Origin of the sequence: Inhella inkyongensis (assembly GCF_005952805.1) — a bacterium.
Lineage (GTDB): Bacteria > Pseudomonadota > Gammaproteobacteria > Burkholderiales > Burkholderiaceae_C > Inhella > Inhella inkyongensis.
This window is the reverse complement of record NZ_CP040709.1, coordinates 1,224,764-1,246,486: the sequence shown is the minus strand read 5'-3', so window position 1 is coordinate 1,246,486 and position 21,723 is coordinate 1,224,764. Positions and strand designations below refer to the sequence as shown.

The following is a 21,723-nucleotide window of genomic DNA, read 5'->3' as shown; positions in this document are numbered from 1 at the left end:
AAGAGTACGAACGTACACCGACCAACGCCCCGGGCGCTCAGTCTGCGTCCAGCCCCGGCAGGCTGCTCTGGCGCGCCTGGTATTGCTCGCGCTGCCAGGCGTCCACGATCTGGCGCACGCGCATCTCGGTCAGCCCTTCCTGGCGGGCCAGCTCGCGGTAGTTGTTGCCCCGAAAGCGCGCGCACATGGCGCGGTCGCGGGCCGAGAGGTGCACGTTGATGCCCTTGGCAATGTAGATATTGCCCCGGCCGCCCAGCTCGTTGGAGAGGTGCTGCAGTTGCATCAGCACCAGGTCGGCCAGCACCTGCAGCTGCGCAGCCCAGGCTCCAGACGGCGCCACCGCGCCAGCCGGGCCGCTGCCCAGCACCAGGGCTTCGAACAGGCACAGGGCCAGCTCGCGCATGCCATCAGCCAGGCCCGGGGGCAGGCGGGTTTCGAGCACGGCCAGTTCGGCGGCGGTGATGGCGCGGCGCGGGGTCATTCGGTCAGTGCTTCCATGTCGGCTGTGGACGCCCATCCCGGGCGGCCCAGCACATGGTTCAGCGCACGCCAGACGTTCAGGTGCGCGTCGTAGCCAGGCTTGGGCAGGCGGCGCAGGCCCGCGGCCTGGGCCAGCACCGACGATTTCATGGCATGCGAGAGCGCATCAGGTTGCTCGGCCAGCTCACGCTCAAGCGCCGCAATGGCGTGCGGCAGCGCATCGCGCAGCGCCCACTTCTTCAGGGTCTCGGTCAGCCGGTTCATCTGAAGGTGGCTGGCCCAGTGCAGATCATCCACGCCCGCAATGCGCTTGCAGTAGCTGGCCAGCGCGGCCTCGCTGGGGTCGCGCACGGCGGCCAGGTGGTGCAAGAACAGCCACAGCGCGCGCACCTTGCGGCCTTCAGGGCTGCGGTCCAGGCGGCGCGGCTTTACGCCGCCCGAGCGCACCACAAAGCCGCTGCGCTTGGCCTGTTCCAGGACGGCCTGCAGCTGGCGTTCGTTCATCGCGGCCGTGCTGGTCTGCCCGCCGCTGGCGGTGTGCAACAGGGTGCGGTAGGTGTCCTCTTCCAGCTGCAGCTCGCGCTTGGCCACATGGATCAGCTTGATCAAGGTGGCGCGGCGGCCACTGGCAGCGGGGGCGGGTTTAGACATCGGTGGGGCCGATCTGGATGCGCGTGCCCGGGTCCTGGGCGTGGCGTTCGCAGCCCTGGGCATCGCTGTGGTGGTGGGCGCTGCCAAGGCAGTGCGGGCACTTCCAGCCCTGGGCGGGCTCGGTGCCCGCGCCCAGCTCTTCGTCATAGTGGCCACTCATGCCGCCTCCTTCTTGGTGGGCGACTTCGCCTGGTACTGGCTGCAAACCGCGTAGGCCGTCACCAAGTAGCCGCCACGCCGGCAGCGCAGGCCCGAGCGGTCGTAGGGCGGCATGCGGTCCACGTATTCCTGAGCGCTGTACAGGCAGTTCGCGCAGCGCGGCCGCTCGGTGGCCGCCTGGTAGCCCATGCCGGCCTTGGCGGCCGCGATGCCGCTCACGCCGGCACCTCGGCGGTGGCCTCGAAGGGAGTGATGATGAAGTCTTCCACCCCGGTGGTGATGCTGATGCCGGCGATGCCCTTGAGCGCCTCGGGCTCGTTCAGCATGGCTTCCTTGTTGGGCTCTTGCTTCACGCGTACGAAGCGGCCCAGGCCCATGCGCAGCAGGGTCTCCAGCACGGCCTCGGCGCCCCGGATGCTGACGCTGGGCGGGCGCTGGCGCCAGGAAACCTCGCCGGTGATCAGGTTGGCCGTCTTGCCCTTGCCGCACAGCTCGGCGCGGTGGGCCTCGCAGTAGCGCTGCACGCCGTCTTGCAGGGCCAGCACTTCGGTGTGGAGCGCCTCCAACTGCGGCTGGGCCTGCTTGGTGATGGCGCCAATCTGGTCATTCATGTCGGCGCGCAGGCGTTCGAACTGGCGCTGCAGGTCGCCGATGCGCTTGATGTCGGCGGCGCAGTCGGTTTGGGTCTGGGGCACCACGGCGGTGGCTTTGGTCTTGAGGCGAGTGGCCATGTCAGGCTCCTGGGTTGGCGGTGGGGGGAGTGCGGCCGGGCAGCACGGTCTCGGCCAGTTCAGCGGCGGCGTTGCAAGCCATCACGGCCATGCGGCGACGCTGTTCGCGTGTAGCTGTGGCGGCCAGGGCAGTCAGATAGGTCAGCAGGCCCATGGCCACCACGTCAGGAGCCAGGTGGTCCGGCACGGACAGGTTGACCTGGATGGCCAATTCGGCTGCGGCGGCAGAGTCAGCTTCGGTCATTGGGGGCTCCCTTCGGATTTGGACTTGAGGAACTTGGCACGCAGGGCCTCGGGCATAGGCACGGCGCGGCGAGCTTCGGCTTCCAGGCGCAACAGCTCGGGGTCACGGCGCGCGGTGGGCAAGGCGGCCGCAGCGGGCGCGGCGGCCTGGGTGGGCGCGGCCTGCACCCCAGGGCGGTGGCGTCGCTCTTGTTCGGCGGCGGCCTCGGCCCGGGCTTCGTGCTTGTCAGCCAGGCCCACCAGCACCGCGTGCAGGTAGCCATGGCCTTTGAGCGGCAGCTCAAGGCGGCCGGCTGCACGGCTGGCCTGCAGTTGGTCGAAGGCTTGGGCCCAGGCCGCCACAGGCACGTGCCAATCCCGCCCCTTGGCCGTGATGGCCTGGCGCTCCAGGTCGGGCAGCAGGCTCAGCAGCAGCTTGCACTGCTTGGCCAGCGTCAGCCGCGTTTTGGGCGGCGTGAACAGGGTGAGGTACTGCAACACCCGGGCGCCCAGCGGGATGCTCACGGCGGCCAGGCGGGCAAAGGCCTGCTGGGCTTCGGCCTCTGCAAACAGTTGGGCGGGGCTCAGTTCGGTGCCACACACGGGGCAAGCCAGGTCGGCGGGTTTCATGGGGTGCTCCAGCTGCTGAGCCACTGCGCCAGCGTGGCGCTGCAGGCCACAAGGGCCAGCGCAGCCACCAAGGCCGTCGCCGCCACCACTGCCGGCCAGGCGCGCTGCAGACCCTGCAGCCAGCGGCGCGGGCGCGGGCAGTGCTGCACCACACCGGGCGCGAAGAAGTGCTTGCGGGGCTTCATAGCGCCTCCCCAGCCAACCACGTGGCTTGCACCCGCCGGGCCTGGGGGAACAGGGCCAGCGCGGCCAGCGCGGCATCCACCCCGCTGAGGTAGCGGCCGTGGTGCTCGCCCTGCGAGCCGTCGGGCATTTGGATGGTCACGCGGTACATGGACATGGCTCATCAGCAGCCGGCAATCACCTGGGCGTCCACCTTGGGCCAGGACGCCGCCGCCGCAGCGTTCATGGCACGGGCCACCAGGTTGTTCACCACCAAGGGGTAGCAGATCGAGCGCGTGTCCGCCGCACGCCCGCCGCGCGGGGTGTGCACCAAGCGGGCGCGGATCGCGTCCACGGCGTCAGCCTCGAACACGTCCTCAAACTTCAGGTCAAAGCGGGCGAACTTGTGGCGCAGGTAGCCCTCCAGCTCGGCATCCAGCGGCTCCAGCTCCACGATCTCGCAGCGCTGCATCACCTCGCGCACCTCGGCGTTCTGGCTGTTCAGTCGCTCGCGCAGCTCGGGCTGGGCAATCAGGGCCACGCCGATCAGGCGCTGCATGCCGTCCTTCAGCTCCAGGAAGCGCTTCAGGTGCTTGAGGGTGGCGGTGGGCAGGCAGTGCGCCTCTTCAATGACCAGCAGGTGGCGGCAGCCGCCTTTGCGGCTGGCCTTGAGCAGGGCATGCACCTGGGCAAAGCGGGCCTCGGGGCTGCTCTTGACCTTGAGCTGGGGGTCCAGCGCGGCGGCAATGGCCTCGGCGATGTGGCTGCTCTTGAGCGTCTTGCCCTTGGCGTCGCTCTGTTCCATGGCCAGCACATAGGGGCGGATGACCACAATTTCCTGGGCGCTGGCCTTGATGCGCTCTTCCAGGTCTTCGGCCAGGGTGCTCTTGCCCGCGCCGCTCTCGCCCACCACCGCCATGAAGCCGTGGTGGCGCGCGCAGTCCATCAGCGCAGCGCGCACATAGCGCACGCTGGGCGTCTGGAACACGTCGTCGGGGGTCTGCACGTCGTCCACAAAGGGGCTGCGCGGCAGCTCGAAGTGCTGGCGGGCTTGGGGGCTCAGGGCTTGGCACTGCAGTAGCATGGATTCCTCCTCGGGGGTTGCTGGATCAACTTCAGGGGCGGCCTCGGCGTGTTGCTGCACGCCGGGGCCAATTTGTTTGGGGGTCAGGGCCAGTAGCAGCTGGCTGGCTTTCACGCCACGCTGGGTCAGCAGCCGCCAGAGCTCGGAGTACAGGCGCTCTACGCCGCGCCGTGGCCATTCACCGTTGGCCACCAGGCGCTGGATTACCGATTTACTGAAGCCCACCTCAGCCGCCACTTCGCGCAGCGTCAGGTCAGCTTCAGAAATCAGGGCCTGCAAGCCGCTGACGGGCTGCGCTGGGGGGATGGCCCCACCCAGGCCCGGCAAAGCCAATAGGGACGATTTGGGACAGGTTTGCAGGCCGATCACGGGGCACCTCCGGCCACCACGCGCAGCGCGGTGCGTTTTTCAAGTCGGTCGCGCAAAGCAGCTAGCTGGTCTTCAGGCACGCCCTCGGGGTGCCACTGGCGCAGCAGCGCATGGCGTTCGGGGTTCAGGGCCACGCCGGCCTGGGCCAGGTGCTGAGCCGCTTCAAACAGGGTGAGTACACGGGTTGGTGCGCGGGCCGCCATGGCCGCTGCGGGCTGCAGCTCAGTGCCCCTACGCGGCATGTAGGTGGGCGCTGGCGCCTGGTCGATGACCTTGTAGGGGTCGATGCGCCCGCCAAAGGGCACCGCCTGAGCCGACTTCTTGCGTGCCTCGGTTTCTTCCTGGGTATCGCCGCCCCAGACCTGGCGCTCCACTTCCTTGCGCCGGGTGTCCAGCACGGTGTCAGCCGGGCGGGCGTAGTCCTCGCCGATGACGTTGGCATCCTCGCGGAAACCAGCGGCATCGCGCTCCACCACCGGCACGGCGTGCAGCAGCTCGGCGCCTTCGGCGTCGCGCAGCACGGCATAGGCGGCGTCAGTCTGGTAGGGGTTGATGGCAACAGCCAGGCGCTCGCCCACCATCACGCCGGGCACGCCGCGCACATCGAACTCGCGGCCCTTGAAGCTGACCGTGAGCGTGGGGCTGACCACGCGGGTTTCGGGCTCGTGGCTCAGGAGCTCGCGGCACAACTCAATGCCGGGCGCCAGGCGCAGCTGCTCGGCCGTGATGCTCAGCCATTGGTCGTTGCGGGTGCGGCCGTGGCGGCTGTGCACCTTGGTGGCGTTGTACCAACGCACCCAGCGTTGCGCCTGTGCATTCAGCTCGGCCAGGCTGCGCACCGGCGCCAGGCGCAACGACGACTCGAAGCTGCGCTCAATGATGTTGCGGGCGTTTTCCACCTGGCCGGTGGCGCGCGCGTTGCCGGGCATGTGAGCAATCAGCTCGACTTGCAGGCGGCGCGCCAGGTTCTTGAACAGGCCGCTGGTGTTGGCGCTGCCCATGTCCATCATCAGGATGCGCGGCACGCCGTGCACGGGGTCGGCCTCACGGGCATGGACGAACTGCAGGAAGCTCTCGACCAGGTTGGCGCTGCTCTCGGCGCCCATCACGTAGTGCAGCATCAGCGCGCCACTGTGGTGGTCGGTGGCCTCGTAGCTCCACACCCGGTCGGCCTCAATGGCCTTCAGGTTCTTGGGCTTGTTCTTGTAGAACTGATCGCGGTGCATCACCTGCAGGCCCGCCTCGGCCTCCTTCTCGGCGTGTAGGTAGTAGAGAACGCAGAGGCTGGCGTCGATCTGCCACACATGGTTGGGGTGCAGGCTCTTGAGCTCCACCGCCGGGGTGGCGCGAGCCAGCTGGTCGGGGTGTACGCCGTGGGCGCGAAGGGCGCGGGCGATGGCACTGTCCGACAGCGGGTGCAGCTCGCCCGTCGCAGCGTCCATGCGCTCGGCACGCAGTTCGCCATTGGCCCGCAGGATCTCGACGGCCTGGCCGATGGAAAGCAGGCGCTTGCCCGTTTTGCGGGCACTGCTTGTGAGCAGGCCGGTGATGAGCTGTGCCTCGGCCAGGGGCAGCGCCACCTCGCCGGCATCGGCGCGCTGCTTGCGCTCGGGGCGCTGGGCCACCTGGGCCAGGTAGCGGTGCAAGGTGGCCAGGCTGACGCCCAGCTCAGCGCAGGCCGCCTGCTTCAGCGCCGCACCAGCGCCGTGCGGCGCGCGGGCCAGCTGCTGCGCCAGCTGCGCGCAGCGGGCCACGGTGGTGGGGCTCATGGGCATGGCGGCGGCGCTCGGGCTCAGGTGGTCTTGTTCCATTGCGCCACCTCGGCGACCAATTCGGCGTCGGCCGCCCGGCTGACGTCGGGCAGGTTGAACTCTTCGCGCAGCGCGGCCAGGTCGGCCTGCAACTGGCCCACCAGTCCGGCCAGGAACAGGGTCTGGGGGGCGCGTTCGTCGGCGGCGTTGTCCACGGCAATGAAGCGCTGGCGCAGTTCGCCGATCAAGATGGCCGAGGCGTGCCGCTGCGCCTCGGTGGCCGCCTTCTGCTGCTGCGCCAGTTTGTCGGCGGGGTCCAGGCGGTCGATACGGCCGAGGTCGCGCTCCAGCTTGTCGATGCGGGAGTTGCGTTTTTCCAGCAGGGTGGCGTCGGCTTCGCGATCCTTACGAATCTCGCGCACGGCGGCGCGCAGCTCCCTCACCGACATGCGGGCCACGTCGTCCAAGGCCAGCTCTCCGGTCTGGCCCAGCTCGGTCAGTTCGCCGATTTGCTCATCGTCGAGCGGGAGCAGCTCAACCATCTTCTTGATGCCGGCCTTCTCCAAATGCATCCCCGGGGACGCATTTGCAAACCGGCGCGTCACGTTCATGTAGCGCTGGGCTGTGACAGGAACGATGCCAAGGCGCTCCAAAGCAGGCAGGAAGGCGCCGTGGGCGCAAGCCTCTTTCATCAGCAGCAGGTAAGCGCCCAACTCAAAGATCGCGGCGCCCAGGCGGCGAATAGCGTCCTGCGCTGAGTTCTCCAGCACCGCCGGGTCGGTGCTGCCCTGGTAGTTGAGTTGGTGCGCCAATGCCGTGACGCGCTGGTTCTGCTCCAGCTTGGCCACGGCTCGCTGGTTGTGGGCGGCAATGTCGGCCTCCAGCACCTGGGGTGCGAGAGCGGTTTCCTGGGCTTGCAGTGCAGGGGTGGGCTTTTTGGGCATGTTGGGAGTGGTGTGGTTGTAGGGAGGGTTCAGCGGCTGTAGCGGTCGCGGATGGCATCCATGTCCGCCATGCCGCCATAGCGCTGCTGCAATTCATCCAGTTGCCGGCGCGCTTGGTTGAGCTGCACGCTGACCGTGACGGCAATGCGCACCAAGGGCACACCCAGGCGCCAGCGGTTGGTACCGGGCACCTGCTCGACAAAGCCGGTCTCGGCAGCCAGAGCGGGCAGGTTGATGGACACCCAGCTGGGCGATACGGCCAAGCCCTTGGCGATCTCGCCCGGGGTCAGACCGAGCAACTCATGGCCTGAGAGCAGGCGAAACAGGTCGCAGGTTTTCTTGACGGGGCTGGGCAGGGGTTTCAGGGCGGTGGTGGTTTCGGGGCGGGCTGGGTTGCTCATGCATGCCCCCCGGCCTGCCGCGATGGCTGCACGGTGATCACCAGTGCGTGGCCGTTACCAAGATGCACGGCCACGGAGCGACTCAGAGCAGCCAGCGCCAAGGCCTGAAGGGTCGCGGCGATCACGCGCTCGGCGTCGTGCAGCAGCACATCCTGCGGTGCAGCGTCACTGCCCATGACCGCGCGCAGCACGTCGGCCGCTCTAACTTGAATCGGGGTGCTCATCAGAACTCCAGTTCGGGCGCGCGGTAGGCGGCCACGTTGCGGTGGTGAAAGGCCACCTGTTCCAGGTGGGTGCGCAGGGCCTCCAGGGCCGGGGCCGCGTCGGCCTGGCCGTTGGCGGCGTAGAACTCGGTGAGCAGTTGCAGCGCCTGGGCGCAGCTGGTGTTCAGCGCCACCAGGTCGCCCGGCTGGGGCGCCAGGCCCTTGGGCATGTCCACCAGCAGCTTGCCGCTGGTGGCGGCCAGCCAGCGGGTGACAAAGTTGCAGCCGCAGGCGTGCTCGTAGGCCGGCACATTCACCAGCGGCATGCGGCCGTTGGCGATCCACTTGTAGAGGGCCCAGTGGTCCTCCAGCCCCATGCGCTCGGCAAGGCGCTCGACGCTCAGGCGGTGCTTTTGCAGCGCGTAGTCCTTGCAGGCCTGCAGCGCGTCGCGCAGGGTGCTGGGTTGGTAGGTTTTCCAAGCGCGTCCGCTCATTGGAAGAGCCCTCCGAGGTGCTTGCACTCAGCATCCAAACAAAGGCCGCCCGTGCCAGGCGTCCAAGCGCCAACGGGGTGGCACATTGCAGGCTCCGAATAACGACACAGGGAGGCGCTGTCCATGGACGCAACTGACTTCGATGAACTGGCCGGCCGCATAGAGGGCCTGGCCCGCGCCGTGCTGACCCTGGCCTGGGCGGTGGAGTGCGAGACAGACATGGACGGCCTCACGCTGACGCGGCGGTGGCGGGAGTCGGTGCCGCCGCAGGCCGATGCGGGCAGTCTGCGCACCGCTCGCAACACGCTGCACGAGCTGGCGCAGGCGCTGGATGCCTTGCGTACGAGCCACCAAGAATCGGTGTTGCGGGCCAAGCTGGGTCGAATTGGTCCAGTGGAATGACGGTGGGGATCGGCGGCTTCATGCGGCGACCCCTTGCTGAGCGGCTTCGCCCGGCGCGCCTGCCGGCCGCACCCGGCCCGGCCGCGTGGTGATGACGCCGGCCTTCATGCCCAGCAGCACGGCGATGTTGTGGCTCATGCCGCGCAGGCACTTCTTGCGGCCGGCCAGGATCTCGCGCACCAGGCTGTGATGCACCTGGTGTTCACGCGCCCACTGGGCGATGGAGATGCCCTGAAAGTCCAGCCAGGCGCGGGCTTGGGCCGGGGTGCGAAGCTGCTTCATAGAATGGTGTGAATAGGTGTAAGAACACTCAACGAACCGGGGGGGTCGATGCAGGCGATTGGCGAACTTGGACTACTCGCGTCCCTAGGCTGTCTGAAACAGATTGACGGCGTGGCGTGGACCTTGCTGGGTGAAGGTCTAGTAGTGCGAGCTCAAGCGGGGCCGGTGGGGCCAAAGCTGGTGCCGGTGACGTGGGAGCTGACGCCCGAATCAGCAGCACAGCTGCACCTTCTGCTCGGGCGAGCGCTCGCGGAAACAAGGTCCGAAGCAGGGCCCACGCAATGAGGTTTCTGAGGGCAAACAGTCGGTTCATTTTTTGGCCTGGGCGGTGCGGTTAGGTTTGGTTTGGCTGGCTTGGGTGTGATTATGGGGAATTCATTTCCCACTTGCAAGGGAATTTATGAACCCTAACGAGAGTTTGTTTTCGGCAGGGATGCGGATCCGTGACTTGAGGGGCGACATGCCCCAGACGGAGTTCGCCGAGCGGCTTGGGGTTGATCGCAAATCGGTAGCTGGTTGGGAGGCGGACAAGCGCCTGCCAGATGGCTCGTCGCTGTTGAAACTCGTGACAGAGTTCGGCGCAGATGTGAACTACCTGCTGACCGGATCGCGCGACCCTGCCGGCGCCAAGCTCGACGCTGCCGAGCAGGTGCTGCTCGACAGCTATCGCCGCTGCAACGCGCAGGCCCGGCAGAACCTCATCCAGACGGCGGCGTTGTTCGCTGCAGGCTTAGGGGCCGGTAGCCCTGCCGGTGCAGGCGGCATGAGTAACAGCGGCGCGCACACCGTGCAAGTGGGCGGCGGCGCCAATGTCAATGTGAACGCCCCGGTCTACGGCGGCGTGGCCGGGCGAAATATCAACAACAGGGGCGAGACCCCAGGGGGAAGAAAGAAGTGAGCGATTCAGAAGAAGGGCCGCACCACACCACGATCAATATCCATGCGCCGGTGTTTGGTCACGTGGCCGGGCGTGATGTCAACTGTGCGGAGCCGCTGGCAGAGCCCGAGCGCCCGTCCCTGTGTGAGCTGGAAGCCCAACTGCGCCAGGCGCAAGCTGAGAGCTGGCGTGCTCGGCTGGGCTTCTATGTGAATGCGCCCTGTTTGCTGCTGCTGGGATGGACGACTCTGGGTGCCGGGCTCTTCGTCCTGGGCCTGACTCGCCGACCGTTGTTCTCAGGTGAGGCTTTGCCCATGCCGGTGCCGGCCTTGGCGGTCTGGGCCCTTGGCGTGTTGGGGTCGGCCACTTGGCTGGATCTGGTGCGCCGGCGCATGCGCCACGTGATCGCAGATTGGGAGGCGGAGGTTCAGTACCTGGAGCGCGCCGTGGCCCTTTCCCGCGCGGGGCGGTGGTGATTACGCGCAGCGAAGCGCTGGCGGCCGTGATGGACGCCGAGGAGTACCAGCTCGACCGCCAAGCCACGGCGCTGAAACGCGCGGGCGACTGGGCCGGGGCCATTGCAGCGCTGCGGCGGCGCAAGGCGCTGCTGGGCGAGGGCTGGGCCGACGACAAGCTGGCCAAGTATCTGCAGCAGGCGGGCCAATTCGAGGAGGCCCTGCAGGAGATTGAATGGCTGGTGGCCAACAGCCATGCCTGGGCGCAAGGGATGTTCGGGCACCAGCCCGCTACCGTGCGGCAGCGCCAGCGTGCGGGCTTTGTCAGCCGGGTGCTGGAGGCCGGCGTGCTGATCTGCAAGCGCGCCAAGCGCAGCGCCGAACAGGCTGCCTACCAGGCGCGTGCAGATCAATACCGCCGCATCGTGAACCAGATCGAACCGCTAGCCGCAGCGGCGAGCTCACAGCGCCTGCAGGCGCTTCGGCAGAGACCCATAGCGTGATCGGCAACGCTGTGCTCACCGTGAACCCCTGAGCCTTGGAAAGCCCACGCATGAGCGATCAACCCGAAGACCCAACGCACCGCGCGATCAGGGAACTGGGGCACTCACAGACGCAGATCCTGAACCGCCTGCTGGCTTGCGAGGCGCTATTGCACAGCTTGGTTCTGCGTCTGGAGCCTGCGGCGGTGGCGGGGGTGTTGGAGGAGTACGAGCAGGCGCTGGACCGCCTGGCCACGCAGTTGCCGCCCCGCTTGCAGATGCCGCAGCTGTGGCAGGGCTTTGCAGCCGCGCTAACAGACCGGCAGCGAGTTGAAGGGCCTGCGCCGGGCCCGCTTCGCCCTGGCGGCGAAGACTGATGTGGGCGCTGGCCGCAAGCAGCCCGCCGGGGATCAGCGCAGGTGTCATTCGCGTAGGGCCGGCAGGGTGGGGTCGCTCGCTGGCTGTGCTTCGCTGTCACCGCAGGCGGCCTGAAGCAGGCCGAGGCCGACGATGAGCCAAGCCAGGGCCTCACGCTGACCCTCCAAGGCCGGCACCAGCAGGGCCGCGCCAGCCAGTGCGGTGAGCGCCTGGCTGGCCTTGAGCGCCATGCGCTTCAGCCTTGGGCGGATGTGGTGCTTCATCGTGTCAGTCCTCACTGGCGCTCTTACGCGCCGCCTGATGGCCGATTTCATCGGTGCCCTACAAGGCGAACAAGCCGGGCCCTCTGTTACCCTGCGGGCTGGCTTCGGCCACCTGCTTCACCTCCCTGAGCAGGGCCTTGCGTGTGATGACAGCATCAAGGCTTCGAACCCCGGCACTGCCGGGGTTTTTTTTGCCTGTTCGCCCACGGAAGGCACGGGAGGCTTCGCTGGCTGCCAGGCTGTGAACCGGAGCGTGAAATCGCCCGCGCCCACACAGCCCAGCAGCCACAGCAGCAGCACCACATAGCCGACAGCTGCAACCAGGCGATGCATGCGTTGCATCGTGTCAGCTCTCGCAGGCGTCCTTCTTGGCCGCGCTCTGCTGGTAGGGCATCCATTCGCAATAGCCGAGCACTTCTTTGCCCTCGGAATCGACCGGCATGGTGTCGCCCTCCTGCTTCAGCGTCACCGACATCTTGGTGAAGGCCTTGCCGGTGATGTCCAGCACTTGCACATTGATGCAGCGGTCGCCCCACACGGCCAGCACGGTGGCATCCAGGGGTTGTGCGTTGCCAGCCGCCACAGAGCCCGAGATGCTCATGGGCACGGGGCCGGCCAGGTCGTACAAGCTCGGGCGGTACCAGACCTTGCGGCCCACGGTGGGTTTGATGAGGTTCATGCTTTGTGGCTCCTAGGCTGGGGTTGGGCTGACGCCCGTTCGGTGAGGTGGCCATGCTCGCGCGCATGCGTCACCGTGAACGAGTAAAGCGCTTTACTCGGGCGCGCGCGCGCGCCCGCATCAAAGTGGCTGCATGGCACCTAAAACCCTTTCACCTACCGTGCTGCCGCGCCTGAGCGGTTGGCTGTTCATCACCTTGGCTCTGGCGCTGCTTGTGGCCCTGCTGGCACCGCAGCAACTGCCGGTGAGCCTGTACAAGCTCAGCCTGGTCAGCCTGGCGGGCGTGGTGGGCTACTGGTTGGACCGCAGCCTGTTTCCCTATGCGCGGCCGGACCACTTTTTGCCTTGCGAGCAAGAGATTGCGCCGGCCGCAAGGGCAGGCGAAGTGCCGGTGCTTTTGGAGACGCTGCGCGACCCTGATCAGCTGCGCCTGGCGGGCACATGCATGCTGCGCCGCGCCCTGATCGTGGCGGCCACGATGGTGGCCATGGGGTTGGGCGCGTGATGGCTGGGCGCATGAAGGCCCCGGAGGGGTGGCGCCCCGTGCGCGCGGCACGCTTGCAACGCCTGGCGGTGCTGGTGCTGTTGGTGGCTTGGGCCGCGCTGCTGGTCTGGCCCATGGCCTTGCTGGCCCAAACGCCCGCAGCGGCCGCGCCCTACCGCGCGGAACTGACCCGCGCGGCGCATCTGCACTGGGGGCTGGACGCACCAGTAGCTGCCCTGGCCGCGCAGGTGCATCAAGAGAGTGGCTGGCGGCCTCAGGCTGTGAGCCATGTGGGCGCCCAAGGCTTGGCGCAGTTCATGCCGGCCACGGCGAAGTGGTGGTGTGAGCTGCATGGCCTGAGCGCGCTCGACTGCCAACCCGCAAACCCCACCTGGGCCCTGCGCGCACTGGCCGGCTATGACCGCTGGTTGTTCGACCGTGCGCCGCCGCAGTACGCACCGCGCGAACGCATTTGGGTGGCGCTGCGGGCCTACAACGGGGGCTTGGGCCACTGGCAGGCCGAACGCCGCGTGGCGCTGGCTGCCGGCCGCCCTGATACCCCAGCGGCCGTGGACGCCGCGTGCGGCCAGGCGCGGCGCGCAGCACTGCACTGCGCTGAAAACCTGGGCTACCCCCACCGCATCTTGAACGTGCTGCAACCGCGCTACGCGAGCTGGGGGGCTGGGCTATGAGGGCGCTGCTGATTGCCGTGGCGGTTGCCCTGCTGGGCGGCTTGCTGATGGGCGGCTCCTGCGGCCGGGGCCAAGGCTACCGCGCCGGCCTGGCCGAGCAGGCGCCCCGCATTGAGGCCCTGCAGCGCGAACTGAGTCAGACCCGCGCTGAGCACGCGGAAGCGGCCCGCCTGGCGGCGGTGGAGCAGGCGCGCCGCTTGGCCGCCGCGCACGCACACGGCGAGCGGCTCAGCGCGGAGTTGCGCCACCTGGAACACCAACAGCGCCAGCAGGCGAAGGAGCGCAGCGATGCGATGGTTCATTTCACGCGGGGCAGCCCTTGCTTGGGCGATGACGCTTTGCGCTTGCTCGACGGTGCCCCAGGGCTTCGCGTTGCCCGAGTGCCCGCGCCCGCCCAGGCTGCTGCTGGAGCCGATGCCCCCACTGCCACCGCTGCCAGCGACCGCGACCTGGCCGGCTGGGCCCTCGACGTTGGGCAGCAGTACGAAGCCTGCCGACAGCGCATCGACGCGCTGAGGGCTTGGCATGACAACACCCGCGCCGATGTGAAAGGGCCGCTGCAATGACTGTGCAACTGGATGCCTGGCACGTGGTGTCGTTGGTCTCGCTGCTGATTGGCGCGTTTTGGTCGGTGGCCAAGCTGCTGCTCTCGCAGCAGCAGCGGCACCAGGACCGCCGCTTTGAGGCGATTGAAGAGCTGATCACCAATGAGGCCAGCCAGTGGGACCGAATCGAGCGTGAGTTGCTGATGCTCAAGGCCGATCTGCCGCTGAACTATGTGCGGCGAGAGGACTACATCCGTGGTCAGTCGGTGATCGAGGCCAAGCTCGACGGACTGGCCACCAAGTTTGAAAACGCCCTACTGCGCGGCATGGTGAACGGAGGCAAGCATGCAGATTGACATGGCTCGGGCGCGGCGCGAGCAGCTGCGCTGGCTGGTAATCCTGACGCTGAACAACGCCCGTCCTATGGGTGCTGTTGAGTCCGTCGTGCTGTCCGTGGCGCAAAGCGTGTTCCCGGACGCCACGGCGCTGGAGCTGCGCCGTGAGCTGGACTATTTGGAAGACCGCAAGCTGGTGGAAATCAAGCGTCATCCTGATGGCCACTGGTCTGCCGAGTTGACGCGCCACGGCGTGGACGTGGCCGAGTACACCGTGGACTGCGACCCGGGCATTGCTCGTCCTGTGAAGTACTGGCCGGGTTGAGCTGGCATGGGTCAAAAGAGCCGCATCAGCCGCTTACCTGCGGACGTCCGCGCCTTCCTGGAGGCGCAGATCGCCGCCGGCCGCTGCACGCTGGACGAGCTGATCGCGCAGCTGCGCGAACGCTGGCCCAGCGCGGCCGAAGCCGGCGAGCTGCCCAGCCGCACGGCGGTGCATCGCTATGGCCAGAAGCTGGAGCGCCGGCTGGCCGCCATACGGGCCAGCACCGAAGCCGCCAAGCTCATCCAGGCGCAGGCCGGCGACGACAAGGACGCGCGCAGCGAGGCGCTCACCGCCCTGGTGCAGACCGAGCTGTTCGAGGCCATCTTGGCGCTGCAGGAGGCCGATGACCCCGAGGCCGATGCCGGCGAGCGGGTGGCCATGCTGAGCAGCGCCGCCAAGAACATCGCCACGCTGACGCGCAGCTCGGTCAACCTCAAGCAGTTCCAGCGCGAGGTGGAGGCCGCCGCGCGCAAGCAGTTGCTGGAAGAACAGCGCGCCAAGCTGGATGCGCTGGGCAACAAGGGCGGCGTGACCGAGGACACCAAGCGGGCGATCCGCGAGGCGCTGGGGATCGTGTGATGGCCAAGATCAAGGGCCGGGCCAAGGTGCTGCCGGTGGACCGCGATGCGGTCTTTCTGCCGTTTCAGTCGCGCTGGATCAAGGACGGCTCGCGCATCAAGCTGATGGAGAAGAGCCGGCAGATCGGCATCAGCTGGTCCACGGCCTACGGCGCGGCCGAGCGCGCGGCCGCACAAGGTGCGCGCTTTGACGAATGGGTGAGCAGCCGCGATGACATTCAGGCCCGCCTGTTCATCGAAGACTGCAAGCTCTGGGCCGGCTTGATGAACCTGGCAGCGCGCGACCTGGGCGAGGTGGTGATCGACCCGGACAAGAAGATCAGCGCCTACGTGCTGCAGTTCGCCAGCGGGCGGCGCATCCACAGCATGAGCAGCAATCCGGACGCACAGGCCGGCAAGCGCGGCAGCCGCATCTTGGACGAGTTCGCGCTGCACGCCGACCAGCGCAAGCTCTGGGCCATTGCCTACCCCGGCATCACCTGGGGCGGCAGCATGGAGCTGGTGAGCACGCACCGGGGCTCGCACAGCTTTTTCAACGGGCTGATCCGCGAGGCCAAGGAACGCGGCAACCCCAAGAAGATCAGCCTGCACCGGGTGACGCTGCAAGACGCGCTGGACCAGGGCTTTCTGTACAAGCTGCAGCAGGCCCTGCCTGCCGACGACGAGCAGCAGGACATGGACGAGGCGGCCTACTTCGACTTCGTGCGGCGCGGCGCGGCGGATGAAGAGTCGTTCGACCAGGAATACATGTGCATCCCGGCCGACGACGATGAGAAGTTCCTGGAATACGGGCTGATCACCGCCTGCGAGTACGCGGCCGGGGTGGACTGGCAGCGCGGCCTGGAGGGCCCTTTCACCGGCCGGCTGTTCGCAGGCGTGGACATCGGCCGCAAGAAGGACCTGACGGTGCTCTGGGTGGTGGAACTGATTGGTGATGTGCTCTACACCCGCCACGTCGAGACGCTGGAGCGCATGCGCAAGAGCGAGCAGGAAAAGATTCTGTGGCCCTGGTTCGCCATCTGCGAGCGGGTGTGCATTGACCAAACGGGCCTGGGGATTGGCTGGACCGACGACGCGCAGGACCGCTTTGGCGAGCGCCGCATTGAAGGCGTGAGCTTCACCGGCCCGGTGAAGGAGGCACTGGCTTACCCGCTGCGCGGCGCCATGGAAGACCGCAAGCTGCGCATTCCCGATGACCCCAAGATCCGCGCCGATCTGCGCAAGGTGCAGAAGGTGACCACGGCGGCCGGGAACATCCGCTTCGTGGCCGAGAGCACGCCCGACGGCCACGCCGACCGCTTCTGGGCCCTGGCCCTGGCCAAGCACGCGAGCGAAGGCCCATCGGGCCCGCCGCTGGTGGCCAGCCGGCCGCGCCGCTCTGGCCTGGGCGCCAGCCTGGCCGCTTACCCAGGATGATGATGAATAACGTCCCCGGTCTCTATGTGAGCCCCACCGAGTTCGTGCGCTTTGCTGAAGGCGAGCGCACCGCGCGCCGCCAGCTGGCCGACCAGATCGCGACGCGCCAGCGCTCGCCGGACTTCTCGGCGCTGGGCCTGTACCTGCCCAACCCGGACCCGATCCTGAAGAAACAGGGCAAAGACGTGCAGGTCTATACCGACCTGCTGAGCGACGCCCTGGTGGGCGGCTCGGTGCGGCGCCGCAAGGCGGGTGTGGTGAAGATGGAGTGGCGGGTGGAGCGAGGCCGCGCCAGCAGCCGCAGCGCCAAGCTGTGCGAGCAGTTGCTGGGTGAGCTGGACCTGCGCCGCCTGATGCGCGAGACCCTGCAGGCGCCGCTGCTGGGTTGGCAGCCGCTGGAAGTGACCTGGTCGGGCGGCCAGGGCGCCATGGTGCCGGTGGCGGTGGAAGCCAAGCCGGCGCAGTGGTTCCACTTTGATGCCGAGGCGCAACTGCGCTTCAAGAGCCGCGAAGCGCCGTTCGACGGCGAGCTGCTGCCGGCCCGCAAGTTCCTGGTACCGGCCCAGGATGCGAGCTATGCGAACCCCTACGGCTTCGCAGACCTTTCGATGTGCTTTTGGCCCACGGTGTTCAAGCGCGGCGGGCTGAAATTCTGGGTGACCTTCACCGAGAAATTCGGCACGCCCTGGCTGGTGGGCAAGGTGCCGCGCAGCACGGCCAAGAAGGAGCAGGACGCGCTGCTGGACCAACTGGAATCCATGGTGCAGGACGCGGTGGCGGTGATCCCGGACGATGCCTCTGTAGATGTGGTGGAGTCCAGCGGCCGAACGGCCAGTGCCGAGCTGTACGAGCGCCTGCTGATGTTCTGCCGCAGCGAGATTTCGATTGCGCTGCTGGGCCAGAACCAGACCACCGAGAGCAACAGCAACCGCGCCAGCGCCACGGCCGGCCTGCAGGTGACGGAAGACCTGCGCGACGCCGACGCCCGCCTGGTGGAGGCCACCGTGAACCAGCTGCTGCGCTGGGTGGTGGACCTGAACGAGGGCGAGGCCGCCGCCGCACCCACCTTCGAGCTCTTCGAGCAGGAGGAAGTGGACAAGCAGCAAGCCGAGCGCGACGAGATCCTGGTGCGTGCTGGCGCCAAGCTCACGCGCGAGTACTTCCGTCGCACCTATGACCTGGAAGAGGGTGACCTGGCCGAAGAGACCGAGCCGGAGCCGACTGAGCCACTGGCTGCCGCCCCAACCAATCTGCCGCCGACCGCAGCAGAGGTGCAGTTCGCCGAAGCACTCGCTCCCGCACCAGAGACCGATGCCCTGGACGCCCTAGTGCACGAGGCCATGGGTGACTGGGAGCCCTTGATGGCGCCGTTGGTGCAGCCCCTGCAGGCGGCGCTGGACGAAGCTGCCGCGCGCGGGGAGACCGCAGCCGAGCTGCTGGCGCGCTTGCCGGAGCTGCTGCAGACCCTGGATGTGCGGGCGCTGGAGACGGCGCTGACGCAGGCAACTGTGACAGCCCGCGTGGGCGCGCTGGCGGGCCTGCAGGCCGATGGCAGCAGTGATGGCATTGAGCCTCAGCCGGCCGATCCGCCCGGCCCAGCCTTCAGCGAGCTGGCGCCGCCGACCCAGCCCCAGAAGTTGGAGGTGCATGTGCACCTGAGCACGCCGGCCGCTGAGCCGCCTGTGGTGCAGGTGACGAACACCCTGCCCGAGCAGGCCCCGCCCGTGGTGCATGTCCATAACGCCCTGCCCGAGCAAGCAGCGCCCGTGGTGCAGGTGACGAATGCCGTGCAGCCTGCAGAGGTGACGGTGGTGCCGATGCACCCATCGCGCGCGGTGCAGACGGTGCAGCGCCGCGAAGACGGCGAGCTGGCCGGCACGGTGACCGACTACGAATTCAAACAACAGGTGGAAGATCCCAATGCACTATGAGTTTCCGGTGATCGGCGACACCCACCGCCCGCATGTCCTTCAGGCTTTTTCGCGTCGGCACGGCGTCGCCAACTTCGTCAACCGCTGCACCGCGCCCGGCGTCTTGAAGTTCGAGGTCGGCGCACTCTGGGGGCACACCGCCTTTTACGACCCGGAGCGCCGCGTGTTCAACGAAGCCTTGATGTTCCGGGGCGTGGTTGAGACGCCCTGGTATGAGTGGTTCGGCCGGTATAGCGCTTACGAGTGCGTGGCCGTGCCCGTGCAGCGCCCCGACCTGGCATTGACCTTCCAGCGCGAGCAAATCGGCAAGGACTACGACTATCCGGGCGCTTTCGCGGTGCCGTTCCGCGCCGACTGGCAAAACCCCCGCTGGTGGTTCTGCTCGGAGAAGGACGCCGCCGCGCTGATTCGCGCGGGCTTTGACATGGGCGACCTGGGCTCGTCGGTCCACCCGCAAACCTTGCGCTTCAAGGTGGCCGCATGAAAGAGTGGATCGTCACCCGCACGGCGGACAGCAAGATCGTTTACCGCTACCAGGCGGAGGCGGTCGTGGAGTGGGCGGGCTTCGAGTTCGCCACGCACACCCACGCCGAGGTGCCGGCCGAGCCTGCGCCACCGGCCGCGCCGCTTGAGCCTATCAAGATCACCCGCCGTGCATTCTGGGGTCGGCTGCCAAAAGCGAATCTGTGGGCCATGCAGTCCATTCTGCGCAGCGGCGCACCGTCCCTGCTCGCGGGGCGCCTTGGGATTCATCAAGTCCTGGTCAGTGACGGCCCGTTTGTCGACCTTCGAGACGCGGACACGATCAGCGGCATTGGCGACCTCATGAGTGAGAACTTTCCGCTGACCGTCACGCTGGACGGCGTGACCCTGCCGCTGCGGCTGAACCACGAGCAAGGCGCCGCCGTACTCAGCGAACAGGTGGCGGAGCGGGAGGTCTACCGTGGCTGACTACTACATCGACATTTCGGCCATCGGCATCGAGTACCAAGCCTACGCGGCGGCCCCCGCCTGGGGTGCTGGTGCGGCCGACAAACCCCTGCCACAGGACGGCACCGGCAAGGCCGGGCCTGGGCATGCAGCGGCGGTGGCCATCGCGGAAATCAAGATCAACGCGCTGCCGGCGGACAGCAATACGCTCACCATTGCCGGCGCTGTGCTGACCGCCAAGACAGCAGCGGCGGCCAAGAACCAGTGGACGATTGGGGCCTCGGTTTCCGCCTGCGCGACCAACCTCGTTGCGCTGCTTAACACCTTCGGCACCGGCACGGCCCAGTGTGATGCGGCCGTCTCGTCTTCGGTGTCCCCGCTGCTGCTGGCCCTGCCGTACTTCGCCTATGCGCGGGTCAAGCCCGGCGCCACGGACACCGTGCAGATCGCGACCCGGTTTGCGGGCTCGGACCTGAACCACGCGATCAACAGCTTCATCGCCATTTCCTCGGCAAGTTGGGCAACGCCTCCGACGATCACGCAGTTCGCAGGCGGCGCGGACGGCCCGTTTGCCTACCTGATGACCACGGCCACGGTGTTCGGCAAGACGGCCGGCACCTACGGCGCGTGGATTGCGGCGTCTGGCGCGGGCACCGACCCGGGCGCCAATGATGTGCGCCATGTCCGCACCCGCCGCAGCGGTGCCGATCTGAGCCTGACCTATGCGGCCACGACCGGCACCTGGGCTTGGCGCCAGGGCGCGTTCCTCTACGACAACGGCACGGTCTGGGCCGGCGACAACGGCAAGCTGGGCGTCACGATCCAGAACACCAACACCGGCTCCAACGCCATGCGGTTCACCGGCACGGCTTCGGGCCGCACGGTGCATGCGAGCCGGGGATACCGCAATCTCGACCTGACGCTCACGGCCTCGGGTGGTGCGAACAGTTCGGTATCCCTGCTCTACCCGGGCGCGGGAGGCCAGTTCGGGTTCGTCCGGTGCGGCTTGCTGGAGGGGTCGAACAACATCGGCAGCATCTTCGCGGTCGATGAGAGCGGGGCGCAGTTCAGCGTCAACGACTTCAACGGCAGCTTTGTCGAGCTGCAGACGGTCAGCCGCATTCTCTGGCGCTACGCCTCGGCAAGCTGCAGTACGCGGCTGACGCTGAACGGCCTGCGCGTGGAGGTGGTCGGCGCCACCGCAACCCTCACGGCCATCGCCAGCTTCGTCAACACCACGGCGGCGGCAGGCTACTCCGTGCAGTGGATCGGCGGCTCTATCTCCCCGAAGGCCAGCAATTCCTACACCTGCACGAACCCTTTCAGCGTCAACGTCGCCAATCAGACCAGCGAGTTCGAGATTCAGGGCGTGGTCGGCGTGACGGACCCCAGCGTCGGGTTCACGGCCACGGCCGGGCCGGCGAAGTTCACCTGGAGCCAGACCGAGGGCCAGAACCGGGGCTACCGCCACGAGGCCATCGGCTTCGTGTGCGACTGGAAGGGCGGCAGCGGCTTCCCACACTGCGGCGCCTTGACGCTGCAGGGCGACCCCTGGAGCCATCGCGTGACCTGGGGCGCCGTGTCTGGCCTCTCTGCCAGCGTGTCCCCGATGCGGACCAGCATCATGCACCGCTCTGCGGCTGCGGTTCGCACGCTGACGCTGCAGCTCTATGTGCCAGACACGGACACCATCTACACCGACGAGCTGGAGCTTGAGGTGAGCTACATGAGCGCGGCGGACGGCTGGAAAGTGGAGTCGGTCGGCGGCGCGCGTGGACTGCAGCTCGCAGGGTCCGGCCGAACCGCACTGGCCGCGTCGGCAAAGACCTGGACCCCCAACGGCGTGCCCGGCCACTCGGCCAAGAAGCTCGAAGTCACGACCGCGTTCCCGGTGATGCAGAACAGCGAAATGCTGGTGCGCTGGAGCCTGTGCGCATCGCGCACCCCCGCGCTGCTGTTCTACGTCAGCCCGGAAGTGGAGATCGCCTGATGCCCTGGGTTTGGCAGATCGGCTCGCGCCTGCCGCCCTCGACTGCCCAAGTCGATGTGCCCGGCAACGTGCTCGGGCGCCTGAGCCTCATCACGACGATTGAGCGCCTGCCCTCGGAGCCCATCGGCACCTTCACGCTGTCGCTGACCAATCTGGTCGTTGGATCGGCCATCCGCATCGAAGTGCAGAGCACGGGCGCGCTGATCGAGTTCCGCACGGCCGCCAGCAGCTCTGAGGTTTTCAGCGTCCCCACCTTCGGCGGCGCGGCGCCGGCCGACCAGCTGCGCATCAAGGTGCGCAAGGGCACCAGCGCCCCGTACTACATCCCTTTCGACACCCTGACCACGGCCTTCTTGGGCAGCGGGTCGGTCTACGTCTCCCAGATCCCGGATTGAGGT

At 67.7% G+C, this 21,723-nt stretch carries 36 protein-coding genes; 17 read left to right on the top strand and 19 right to left on the bottom strand.

The window, feature by feature from the left end; all coding sequences use genetic code 11:
• Positions 1-37: 37 nt before the first annotated feature.
• The 15 genes from FF090_RS06230 to FF090_RS06170 are packed head-to-tail and all read right to left on the bottom strand — an operon-like array spanning position 38 to position 8,281.
• A complete protein-coding gene (locus FF090_RS06230) occupies positions 38-481 on the bottom strand; it encodes a Mor transcription activator family protein (RefSeq protein ID WP_175423556.1) in 444 nt (147 codons plus the stop codon).
• Positions 478-1,131, bottom strand: a complete 654-nt coding sequence (locus FF090_RS06225) for a gp16 family protein (RefSeq protein WP_175423555.1) — start codon at positions 1,129-1,131, stop codon at positions 478-480. Before FF090_RS06225 ends, FF090_RS06230 begins: the two co-directional genes overlap by 4 nt.
• Positions 1,124-1,291: a hypothetical protein gene (locus FF090_RS19145; RefSeq protein WP_175423554.1), complete on the bottom strand. Its 168-nt coding sequence runs from the start codon at positions 1,289-1,291 to the stop codon at positions 1,124-1,126. Before FF090_RS19145 ends, FF090_RS06225 begins: the two co-directional genes overlap by 8 nt.
• On the bottom strand, positions 1,288-1,509 hold the full coding sequence (locus FF090_RS06220) for a hypothetical protein (RefSeq protein ID WP_138855906.1): 222 nt from the start codon (positions 1,507-1,509) through the stop codon (positions 1,288-1,290). Before FF090_RS06220 ends, FF090_RS19145 begins: the two co-directional genes overlap by 4 nt.
• The gene (locus tag FF090_RS06215; RefSeq protein ID WP_138855905.1) at positions 1,506-2,021 is read right to left on the bottom strand and encodes a host-nuclease inhibitor Gam family protein; all 516 of its coding nucleotides are present in this window, start codon (positions 2,019-2,021) and stop codon (positions 1,506-1,508) included. The genes FF090_RS06220 and FF090_RS06215 overlap by 4 nt, the downstream gene beginning before the upstream one ends.
• 1 nt (position 2,022) lies before the next feature.
• Positions 2,023-2,265 (bottom strand): hypothetical protein, encoded by a 243-nt coding sequence (locus FF090_RS06210; protein ID WP_138855904.1) that lies wholly within the window; start codon positions 2,263-2,265, stop codon positions 2,023-2,025.
• A complete protein-coding gene (locus FF090_RS06205; protein ID WP_138855903.1) occupies positions 2,262-2,873 on the bottom strand; it encodes an HI_1489 N-terminal domain-containing protein in 612 nt (203 codons plus the stop codon). Before FF090_RS06205 ends, FF090_RS06210 begins: the two co-directional genes overlap by 4 nt.
• On the bottom strand, positions 2,870-3,058 hold the full coding sequence (locus FF090_RS06200) for a hypothetical protein (RefSeq protein ID WP_138855902.1): 189 nt from the start codon (positions 3,056-3,058) through the stop codon (positions 2,870-2,872). The genes FF090_RS06205 and FF090_RS06200 overlap by 4 nt, the downstream gene beginning before the upstream one ends.
• Positions 3,055-3,207 (bottom strand): hypothetical protein, encoded by a 153-nt coding sequence (locus FF090_RS19140; protein ID WP_175423553.1) that lies wholly within the window; start codon positions 3,205-3,207, stop codon positions 3,055-3,057. Before FF090_RS19140 ends, FF090_RS06200 begins: the two co-directional genes overlap by 4 nt.
• A 12-nt stretch (positions 3,208-3,219) precedes the next feature.
• Positions 3,220-4,488, bottom strand: coding sequence for an AAA family ATPase (locus tag FF090_RS06195; RefSeq protein ID WP_246071523.1), 1,269 nt, complete (start codon positions 4,486-4,488; stop codon positions 3,220-3,222).
• The gene (locus FF090_RS06190; RefSeq protein WP_246071522.1) at positions 4,485-6,299 is read right to left on the bottom strand and encodes an integrase; all 1,815 of its coding nucleotides are present in this window, start codon (positions 6,297-6,299) and stop codon (positions 4,485-4,487) included. Before FF090_RS06190 ends, FF090_RS06195 begins: the two co-directional genes overlap by 4 nt.
• On the bottom strand, positions 6,281-7,183 hold the full coding sequence (locus FF090_RS06185; RefSeq protein WP_138855901.1) for a hypothetical protein: 903 nt from the start codon (positions 7,181-7,183) through the stop codon (positions 6,281-6,283). The genes FF090_RS06190 and FF090_RS06185 overlap by 19 nt, the downstream gene beginning before the upstream one ends.
• Positions 7,184-7,212: 29 nt before the next feature.
• On the bottom strand, positions 7,213-7,584 hold the full coding sequence (locus FF090_RS06180; protein ID WP_246071521.1) for an IclR family transcriptional regulator: 372 nt from the start codon (positions 7,582-7,584) through the stop codon (positions 7,213-7,215).
• Positions 7,581-7,808 (bottom strand): hypothetical protein, encoded by a 228-nt coding sequence (locus tag FF090_RS06175; protein WP_138855900.1) that lies wholly within the window; start codon positions 7,806-7,808, stop codon positions 7,581-7,583. Before FF090_RS06175 ends, FF090_RS06180 begins: the two co-directional genes overlap by 4 nt.
• Positions 7,808-8,281: a hypothetical protein gene (locus FF090_RS06170; protein ID WP_138855899.1), complete on the bottom strand. Its 474-nt coding sequence runs from the start codon at positions 8,279-8,281 to the stop codon at positions 7,808-7,810. The genes FF090_RS06175 and FF090_RS06170 overlap by 1 nt, the downstream gene beginning before the upstream one ends.
• Positions 8,282-8,404: 123 nt before the next feature.
• Between FF090_RS06170 and FF090_RS06165 the strand changes: the two genes are divergently transcribed.
• On the top strand, positions 8,405-8,683 hold the full coding sequence (locus FF090_RS06165) for a hypothetical protein (RefSeq protein WP_138855898.1): 279 nt from the start codon (positions 8,405-8,407) through the stop codon (positions 8,681-8,683).
• Between the two features lie 18 nt (positions 8,684-8,701).
• Here FF090_RS06165 and FF090_RS06160 read toward each other — a convergent pair whose 3' ends face one another.
• Positions 8,702-8,965 (bottom strand): BcepMu_gp16 family phage-derived protein, encoded by a 264-nt coding sequence (locus FF090_RS06160; RefSeq protein WP_138855897.1) that lies wholly within the window; start codon positions 8,963-8,965, stop codon positions 8,702-8,704.
• 400 nt (positions 8,966-9,365) lie between these two features.
• Between FF090_RS06160 and FF090_RS06155 the strand changes: the two genes are divergently transcribed.
• Genes FF090_RS06155 through FF090_RS06140 form a run of 4 tightly spaced genes read left to right on the top strand, consistent with a single transcriptional unit; the run spans position 9,366 to position 11,156 of the window.
• Positions 9,366-9,863 carry a helix-turn-helix domain-containing protein gene (locus FF090_RS06155; protein ID WP_138855896.1) on the top strand — a complete coding sequence of 166 codons (498 nt, stop codon included), beginning with the start codon at positions 9,366-9,368 and terminating at the stop codon, positions 9,861-9,863.
• Positions 9,860-10,318, top strand: coding sequence for a hypothetical protein (locus FF090_RS06150; protein WP_138855895.1), 459 nt, complete (start codon positions 9,860-9,862; stop codon positions 10,316-10,318). Before FF090_RS06155 ends, FF090_RS06150 begins: the two co-directional genes overlap by 4 nt.
• Entirely contained in the window at positions 10,312-10,800 is a 489-nt protein-coding gene (locus tag FF090_RS06145; RefSeq protein WP_138855894.1) for a hypothetical protein, read from the top strand. The genes FF090_RS06150 and FF090_RS06145 overlap by 7 nt, the downstream gene beginning before the upstream one ends.
• A 50-nt stretch (positions 10,801-10,850) precedes the next feature.
• Positions 10,851-11,156: a hypothetical protein gene (locus FF090_RS06140; RefSeq protein WP_138855893.1), complete on the top strand. Its 306-nt coding sequence runs from the start codon at positions 10,851-10,853 to the stop codon at positions 11,154-11,156.
• 45 nt (positions 11,157-11,201) lie between these two features.
• Here the strand turns inward: FF090_RS06140 and FF090_RS06135 are convergent, their stop codons facing one another.
• The 3 genes from FF090_RS06135 to FF090_RS06125 form a co-directional block, all read right to left on the bottom strand.
• Entirely contained in the window at positions 11,202-11,420 is a 219-nt protein-coding gene (locus tag FF090_RS06135) for a hypothetical protein (protein WP_138855892.1), read from the bottom strand.
• A 117-nt stretch (positions 11,421-11,537) separates the two neighbouring features.
• On the bottom strand, positions 11,538-11,762 hold the full coding sequence (locus FF090_RS06130; RefSeq protein WP_138855891.1) for a hypothetical protein: 225 nt from the start codon (positions 11,760-11,762) through the stop codon (positions 11,538-11,540).
• Positions 11,763-11,766: 4 nt separating this feature from the next.
• Entirely contained in the window at positions 11,767-12,099 is a 333-nt protein-coding gene (locus FF090_RS06125) for a hypothetical protein (protein WP_138855890.1), read from the bottom strand.
• A 133-nt stretch (positions 12,100-12,232) separates the two neighbouring features.
• On the opposite strand from FF090_RS06125, the gene FF090_RS06120 reads away from it, so the two are divergent.
• The 12 genes from FF090_RS06120 to FF090_RS06065 are packed head-to-tail and all read left to right on the top strand — an operon-like array spanning position 12,233 to position 21,720.
• Positions 12,233-12,604: a putative holin gene (locus tag FF090_RS06120; protein WP_138855889.1), complete on the top strand. Its 372-nt coding sequence runs from the start codon at positions 12,233-12,235 to the stop codon at positions 12,602-12,604.
• Between the two features lie 11 nt (positions 12,605-12,615).
• Positions 12,616-13,275: a transglycosylase SLT domain-containing protein gene (locus FF090_RS06115; RefSeq protein WP_138855888.1), complete on the top strand. Its 660-nt coding sequence runs from the start codon at positions 12,616-12,618 to the stop codon at positions 13,273-13,275.
• Entirely contained in the window at positions 13,272-13,841 is a 570-nt protein-coding gene (locus tag FF090_RS06110) for a hypothetical protein (RefSeq protein WP_138855887.1), read from the top strand. Before FF090_RS06115 ends, FF090_RS06110 begins: the two co-directional genes overlap by 4 nt.
• Positions 13,838-14,176, top strand: coding sequence for a hypothetical protein (locus FF090_RS06105; protein WP_138855886.1), 339 nt, complete (start codon positions 13,838-13,840; stop codon positions 14,174-14,176). Before FF090_RS06110 ends, FF090_RS06105 begins: the two co-directional genes overlap by 4 nt.
• The gene (locus FF090_RS06100; protein WP_138855885.1) at positions 14,166-14,480 is read left to right on the top strand and encodes a hypothetical protein; all 315 of its coding nucleotides are present in this window, start codon (positions 14,166-14,168) and stop codon (positions 14,478-14,480) included. The genes FF090_RS06105 and FF090_RS06100 overlap by 11 nt, the downstream gene beginning before the upstream one ends.
• Positions 14,481-14,486: 6 nt before the next feature.
• The gene (locus tag FF090_RS06095; RefSeq protein WP_138855884.1) at positions 14,487-15,059 is read left to right on the top strand and encodes a phage protein Gp27 family protein; all 573 of its coding nucleotides are present in this window, start codon (positions 14,487-14,489) and stop codon (positions 15,057-15,059) included.
• Positions 15,059-16,474: a phage terminase large subunit family protein gene (locus FF090_RS06090; protein WP_138855883.1), complete on the top strand. Its 1,416-nt coding sequence runs from the start codon at positions 15,059-15,061 to the stop codon at positions 16,472-16,474. The genes FF090_RS06095 and FF090_RS06090 overlap by 1 nt, the downstream gene beginning before the upstream one ends.
• 2 nt (positions 16,475-16,476) lie before the next feature.
• Entirely contained in the window at positions 16,477-18,405 is a 1,929-nt protein-coding gene (locus FF090_RS06085; RefSeq protein WP_138855882.1) for a DUF935 domain-containing protein, read from the top strand.
• Complete coding sequence (locus FF090_RS06080) at positions 18,395-18,889, top strand: hypothetical protein (protein WP_138855881.1); 495 nt, start codon at positions 18,395-18,397, stop codon at positions 18,887-18,889. Before FF090_RS06085 ends, FF090_RS06080 begins: the two co-directional genes overlap by 11 nt.
• Complete coding sequence (locus FF090_RS06075; RefSeq protein ID WP_138855880.1) at positions 18,886-19,356, top strand: hypothetical protein; 471 nt, start codon at positions 18,886-18,888, stop codon at positions 19,354-19,356. Before FF090_RS06080 ends, FF090_RS06075 begins: the two co-directional genes overlap by 4 nt.
• Positions 19,349-21,325 carry a hypothetical protein gene (locus FF090_RS06070; protein ID WP_138855879.1) on the top strand — a complete coding sequence of 659 codons (1,977 nt, stop codon included), beginning with the start codon at positions 19,349-19,351 and terminating at the stop codon, positions 21,323-21,325. The genes FF090_RS06075 and FF090_RS06070 overlap by 8 nt, the downstream gene beginning before the upstream one ends.
• Positions 21,325-21,720 carry a hypothetical protein gene (locus FF090_RS06065; protein WP_138855878.1) on the top strand — a complete coding sequence of 132 codons (396 nt, stop codon included), beginning with the start codon at positions 21,325-21,327 and terminating at the stop codon, positions 21,718-21,720. Before FF090_RS06070 ends, FF090_RS06065 begins: the two co-directional genes overlap by 1 nt.
• The last annotated feature ends 3 nt before the right edge of the window (positions 21,721-21,723 follow it).

Excerpts from the sequence above, each read along its gene's own strand:
- FF090_RS06120 (WP_138855889.1), top strand. The coding sequence starts at position 12,233 with ATGGCACCTAAAACCCTTTCACCTACCGTGCTGCCGCGCCTGAGCGGT.
- FF090_RS19140 (WP_175423553.1), bottom strand. The coding sequence starts at position 3,207 with ATGTACCGCGTGACCATCCAAATGCCCGACGGCTCGCAGGGCGAGCAC.
- FF090_RS06110 (WP_138855887.1), top strand. The coding sequence starts at position 13,272 with ATGAGGGCGCTGCTGATTGCCGTGGCGGTTGCCCTGCTGGGCGGCTTG.
- FF090_RS06130 (WP_138855891.1), bottom strand. The coding sequence starts at position 11,762 with ATGCAACGCATGCATCGCCTGGTTGCAGCTGTCGGCTATGTGGTGCTG.
- FF090_RS06140 (WP_138855893.1), top strand. The coding sequence starts at position 10,851 with ATGAGCGATCAACCCGAAGACCCAACGCACCGCGCGATCAGGGAACTG.
- FF090_RS06205 (WP_138855903.1), bottom strand. The coding sequence starts at position 2,873 with ATGAAACCCGCCGACCTGGCTTGCCCCGTGTGTGGCACCGAACTGAGC.
- FF090_RS06165 (WP_138855898.1), top strand. The coding sequence starts at position 8,405 with ATGGACGCAACTGACTTCGATGAACTGGCCGGCCGCATAGAGGGCCTG.
- FF090_RS06085 (WP_138855882.1), top strand. The coding sequence starts at position 16,477 with ATGAATAACGTCCCCGGTCTCTATGTGAGCCCCACCGAGTTCGTGCGC.
- FF090_RS06155 (WP_138855896.1), top strand. The coding sequence starts at position 9,366 with ATGAACCCTAACGAGAGTTTGTTTTCGGCAGGGATGCGGATCCGTGAC.
- FF090_RS06125 (WP_138855890.1), bottom strand. The coding sequence starts at position 12,099 with ATGAACCTCATCAAACCCACCGTGGGCCGCAAGGTCTGGTACCGCCCG.
- FF090_RS06210 (WP_138855904.1), bottom strand. The coding sequence starts at position 2,265 with ATGACCGAAGCTGACTCTGCCGCCGCAGCCGAATTGGCCATCCAGGTC.
- FF090_RS06170 (WP_138855899.1), bottom strand. The coding sequence starts at position 8,281 with ATGAGCGGACGCGCTTGGAAAACCTACCAACCCAGCACCCTGCGCGAC.
- FF090_RS06080 (WP_138855881.1), top strand. The coding sequence starts at position 18,395 with ATGCACTATGAGTTTCCGGTGATCGGCGACACCCACCGCCCGCATGTC.
- FF090_RS06225 (WP_175423555.1), bottom strand. The coding sequence starts at position 1,131 with ATGTCTAAACCCGCCCCCGCTGCCAGTGGCCGCCGCGCCACCTTGATC.
- FF090_RS06090 (WP_138855883.1), top strand. The coding sequence starts at position 15,059 with ATGGCCAAGATCAAGGGCCGGGCCAAGGTGCTGCCGGTGGACCGCGAT.
- FF090_RS06215 (WP_138855905.1), bottom strand. The coding sequence starts at position 2,021 with ATGGCCACTCGCCTCAAGACCAAAGCCACCGCCGTGGTGCCCCAGACC.
- FF090_RS06190 (WP_246071522.1), bottom strand. The coding sequence starts at position 6,299 with ATGGAACAAGACCACCTGAGCCCGAGCGCCGCCGCCATGCCCATGAGC.
- FF090_RS06230 (WP_175423556.1), bottom strand. The coding sequence starts at position 481 with ATGACCCCGCGCCGCGCCATCACCGCCGCCGAACTGGCCGTGCTCGAA.
- FF090_RS06065 (WP_138855878.1), top strand. The coding sequence starts at position 21,325 with ATGCCCTGGGTTTGGCAGATCGGCTCGCGCCTGCCGCCCTCGACTGCC.
- FF090_RS06175 (WP_138855900.1), bottom strand. The coding sequence starts at position 7,808 with ATGAGCACCCCGATTCAAGTTAGAGCGGCCGACGTGCTGCGCGCGGTC.
- FF090_RS06095 (WP_138855884.1), top strand. The coding sequence starts at position 14,487 with ATGGGTCAAAAGAGCCGCATCAGCCGCTTACCTGCGGACGTCCGCGCC.
- FF090_RS06185 (WP_138855901.1), bottom strand. The coding sequence starts at position 7,183 with ATGCCCAAAAAGCCCACCCCTGCACTGCAAGCCCAGGAAACCGCTCTC.
- FF090_RS06200 (WP_138855902.1), bottom strand. The coding sequence starts at position 3,058 with ATGAAGCCCCGCAAGCACTTCTTCGCGCCCGGTGTGGTGCAGCACTGC.
- FF090_RS06100 (WP_138855885.1), top strand. The coding sequence starts at position 14,166 with ATGCAGATTGACATGGCTCGGGCGCGGCGCGAGCAGCTGCGCTGGCTG.
- FF090_RS06160 (WP_138855897.1), bottom strand. The coding sequence starts at position 8,965 with ATGAAGCAGCTTCGCACCCCGGCCCAAGCCCGCGCCTGGCTGGACTTT.
- FF090_RS06115 (WP_138855888.1), top strand. The coding sequence starts at position 12,616 with ATGAAGGCCCCGGAGGGGTGGCGCCCCGTGCGCGCGGCACGCTTGCAA.
- FF090_RS19145 (WP_175423554.1), bottom strand. The coding sequence starts at position 1,291 with ATGAGTGGCCACTATGACGAAGAGCTGGGCGCGGGCACCGAGCCCGCC.
- FF090_RS06075 (WP_138855880.1), top strand. The coding sequence starts at position 18,886 with ATGAAAGAGTGGATCGTCACCCGCACGGCGGACAGCAAGATCGTTTAC.
- FF090_RS06180 (WP_246071521.1), bottom strand. The coding sequence starts at position 7,584 with ATGAGCAACCCAGCCCGCCCCGAAACCACCACCGCCCTGAAACCCCTG.
- FF090_RS06135 (WP_138855892.1), bottom strand. The coding sequence starts at position 11,420 with ATGAAGCACCACATCCGCCCAAGGCTGAAGCGCATGGCGCTCAAGGCC.
- FF090_RS06105 (WP_138855886.1), top strand. The coding sequence starts at position 13,838 with ATGACTGTGCAACTGGATGCCTGGCACGTGGTGTCGTTGGTCTCGCTG.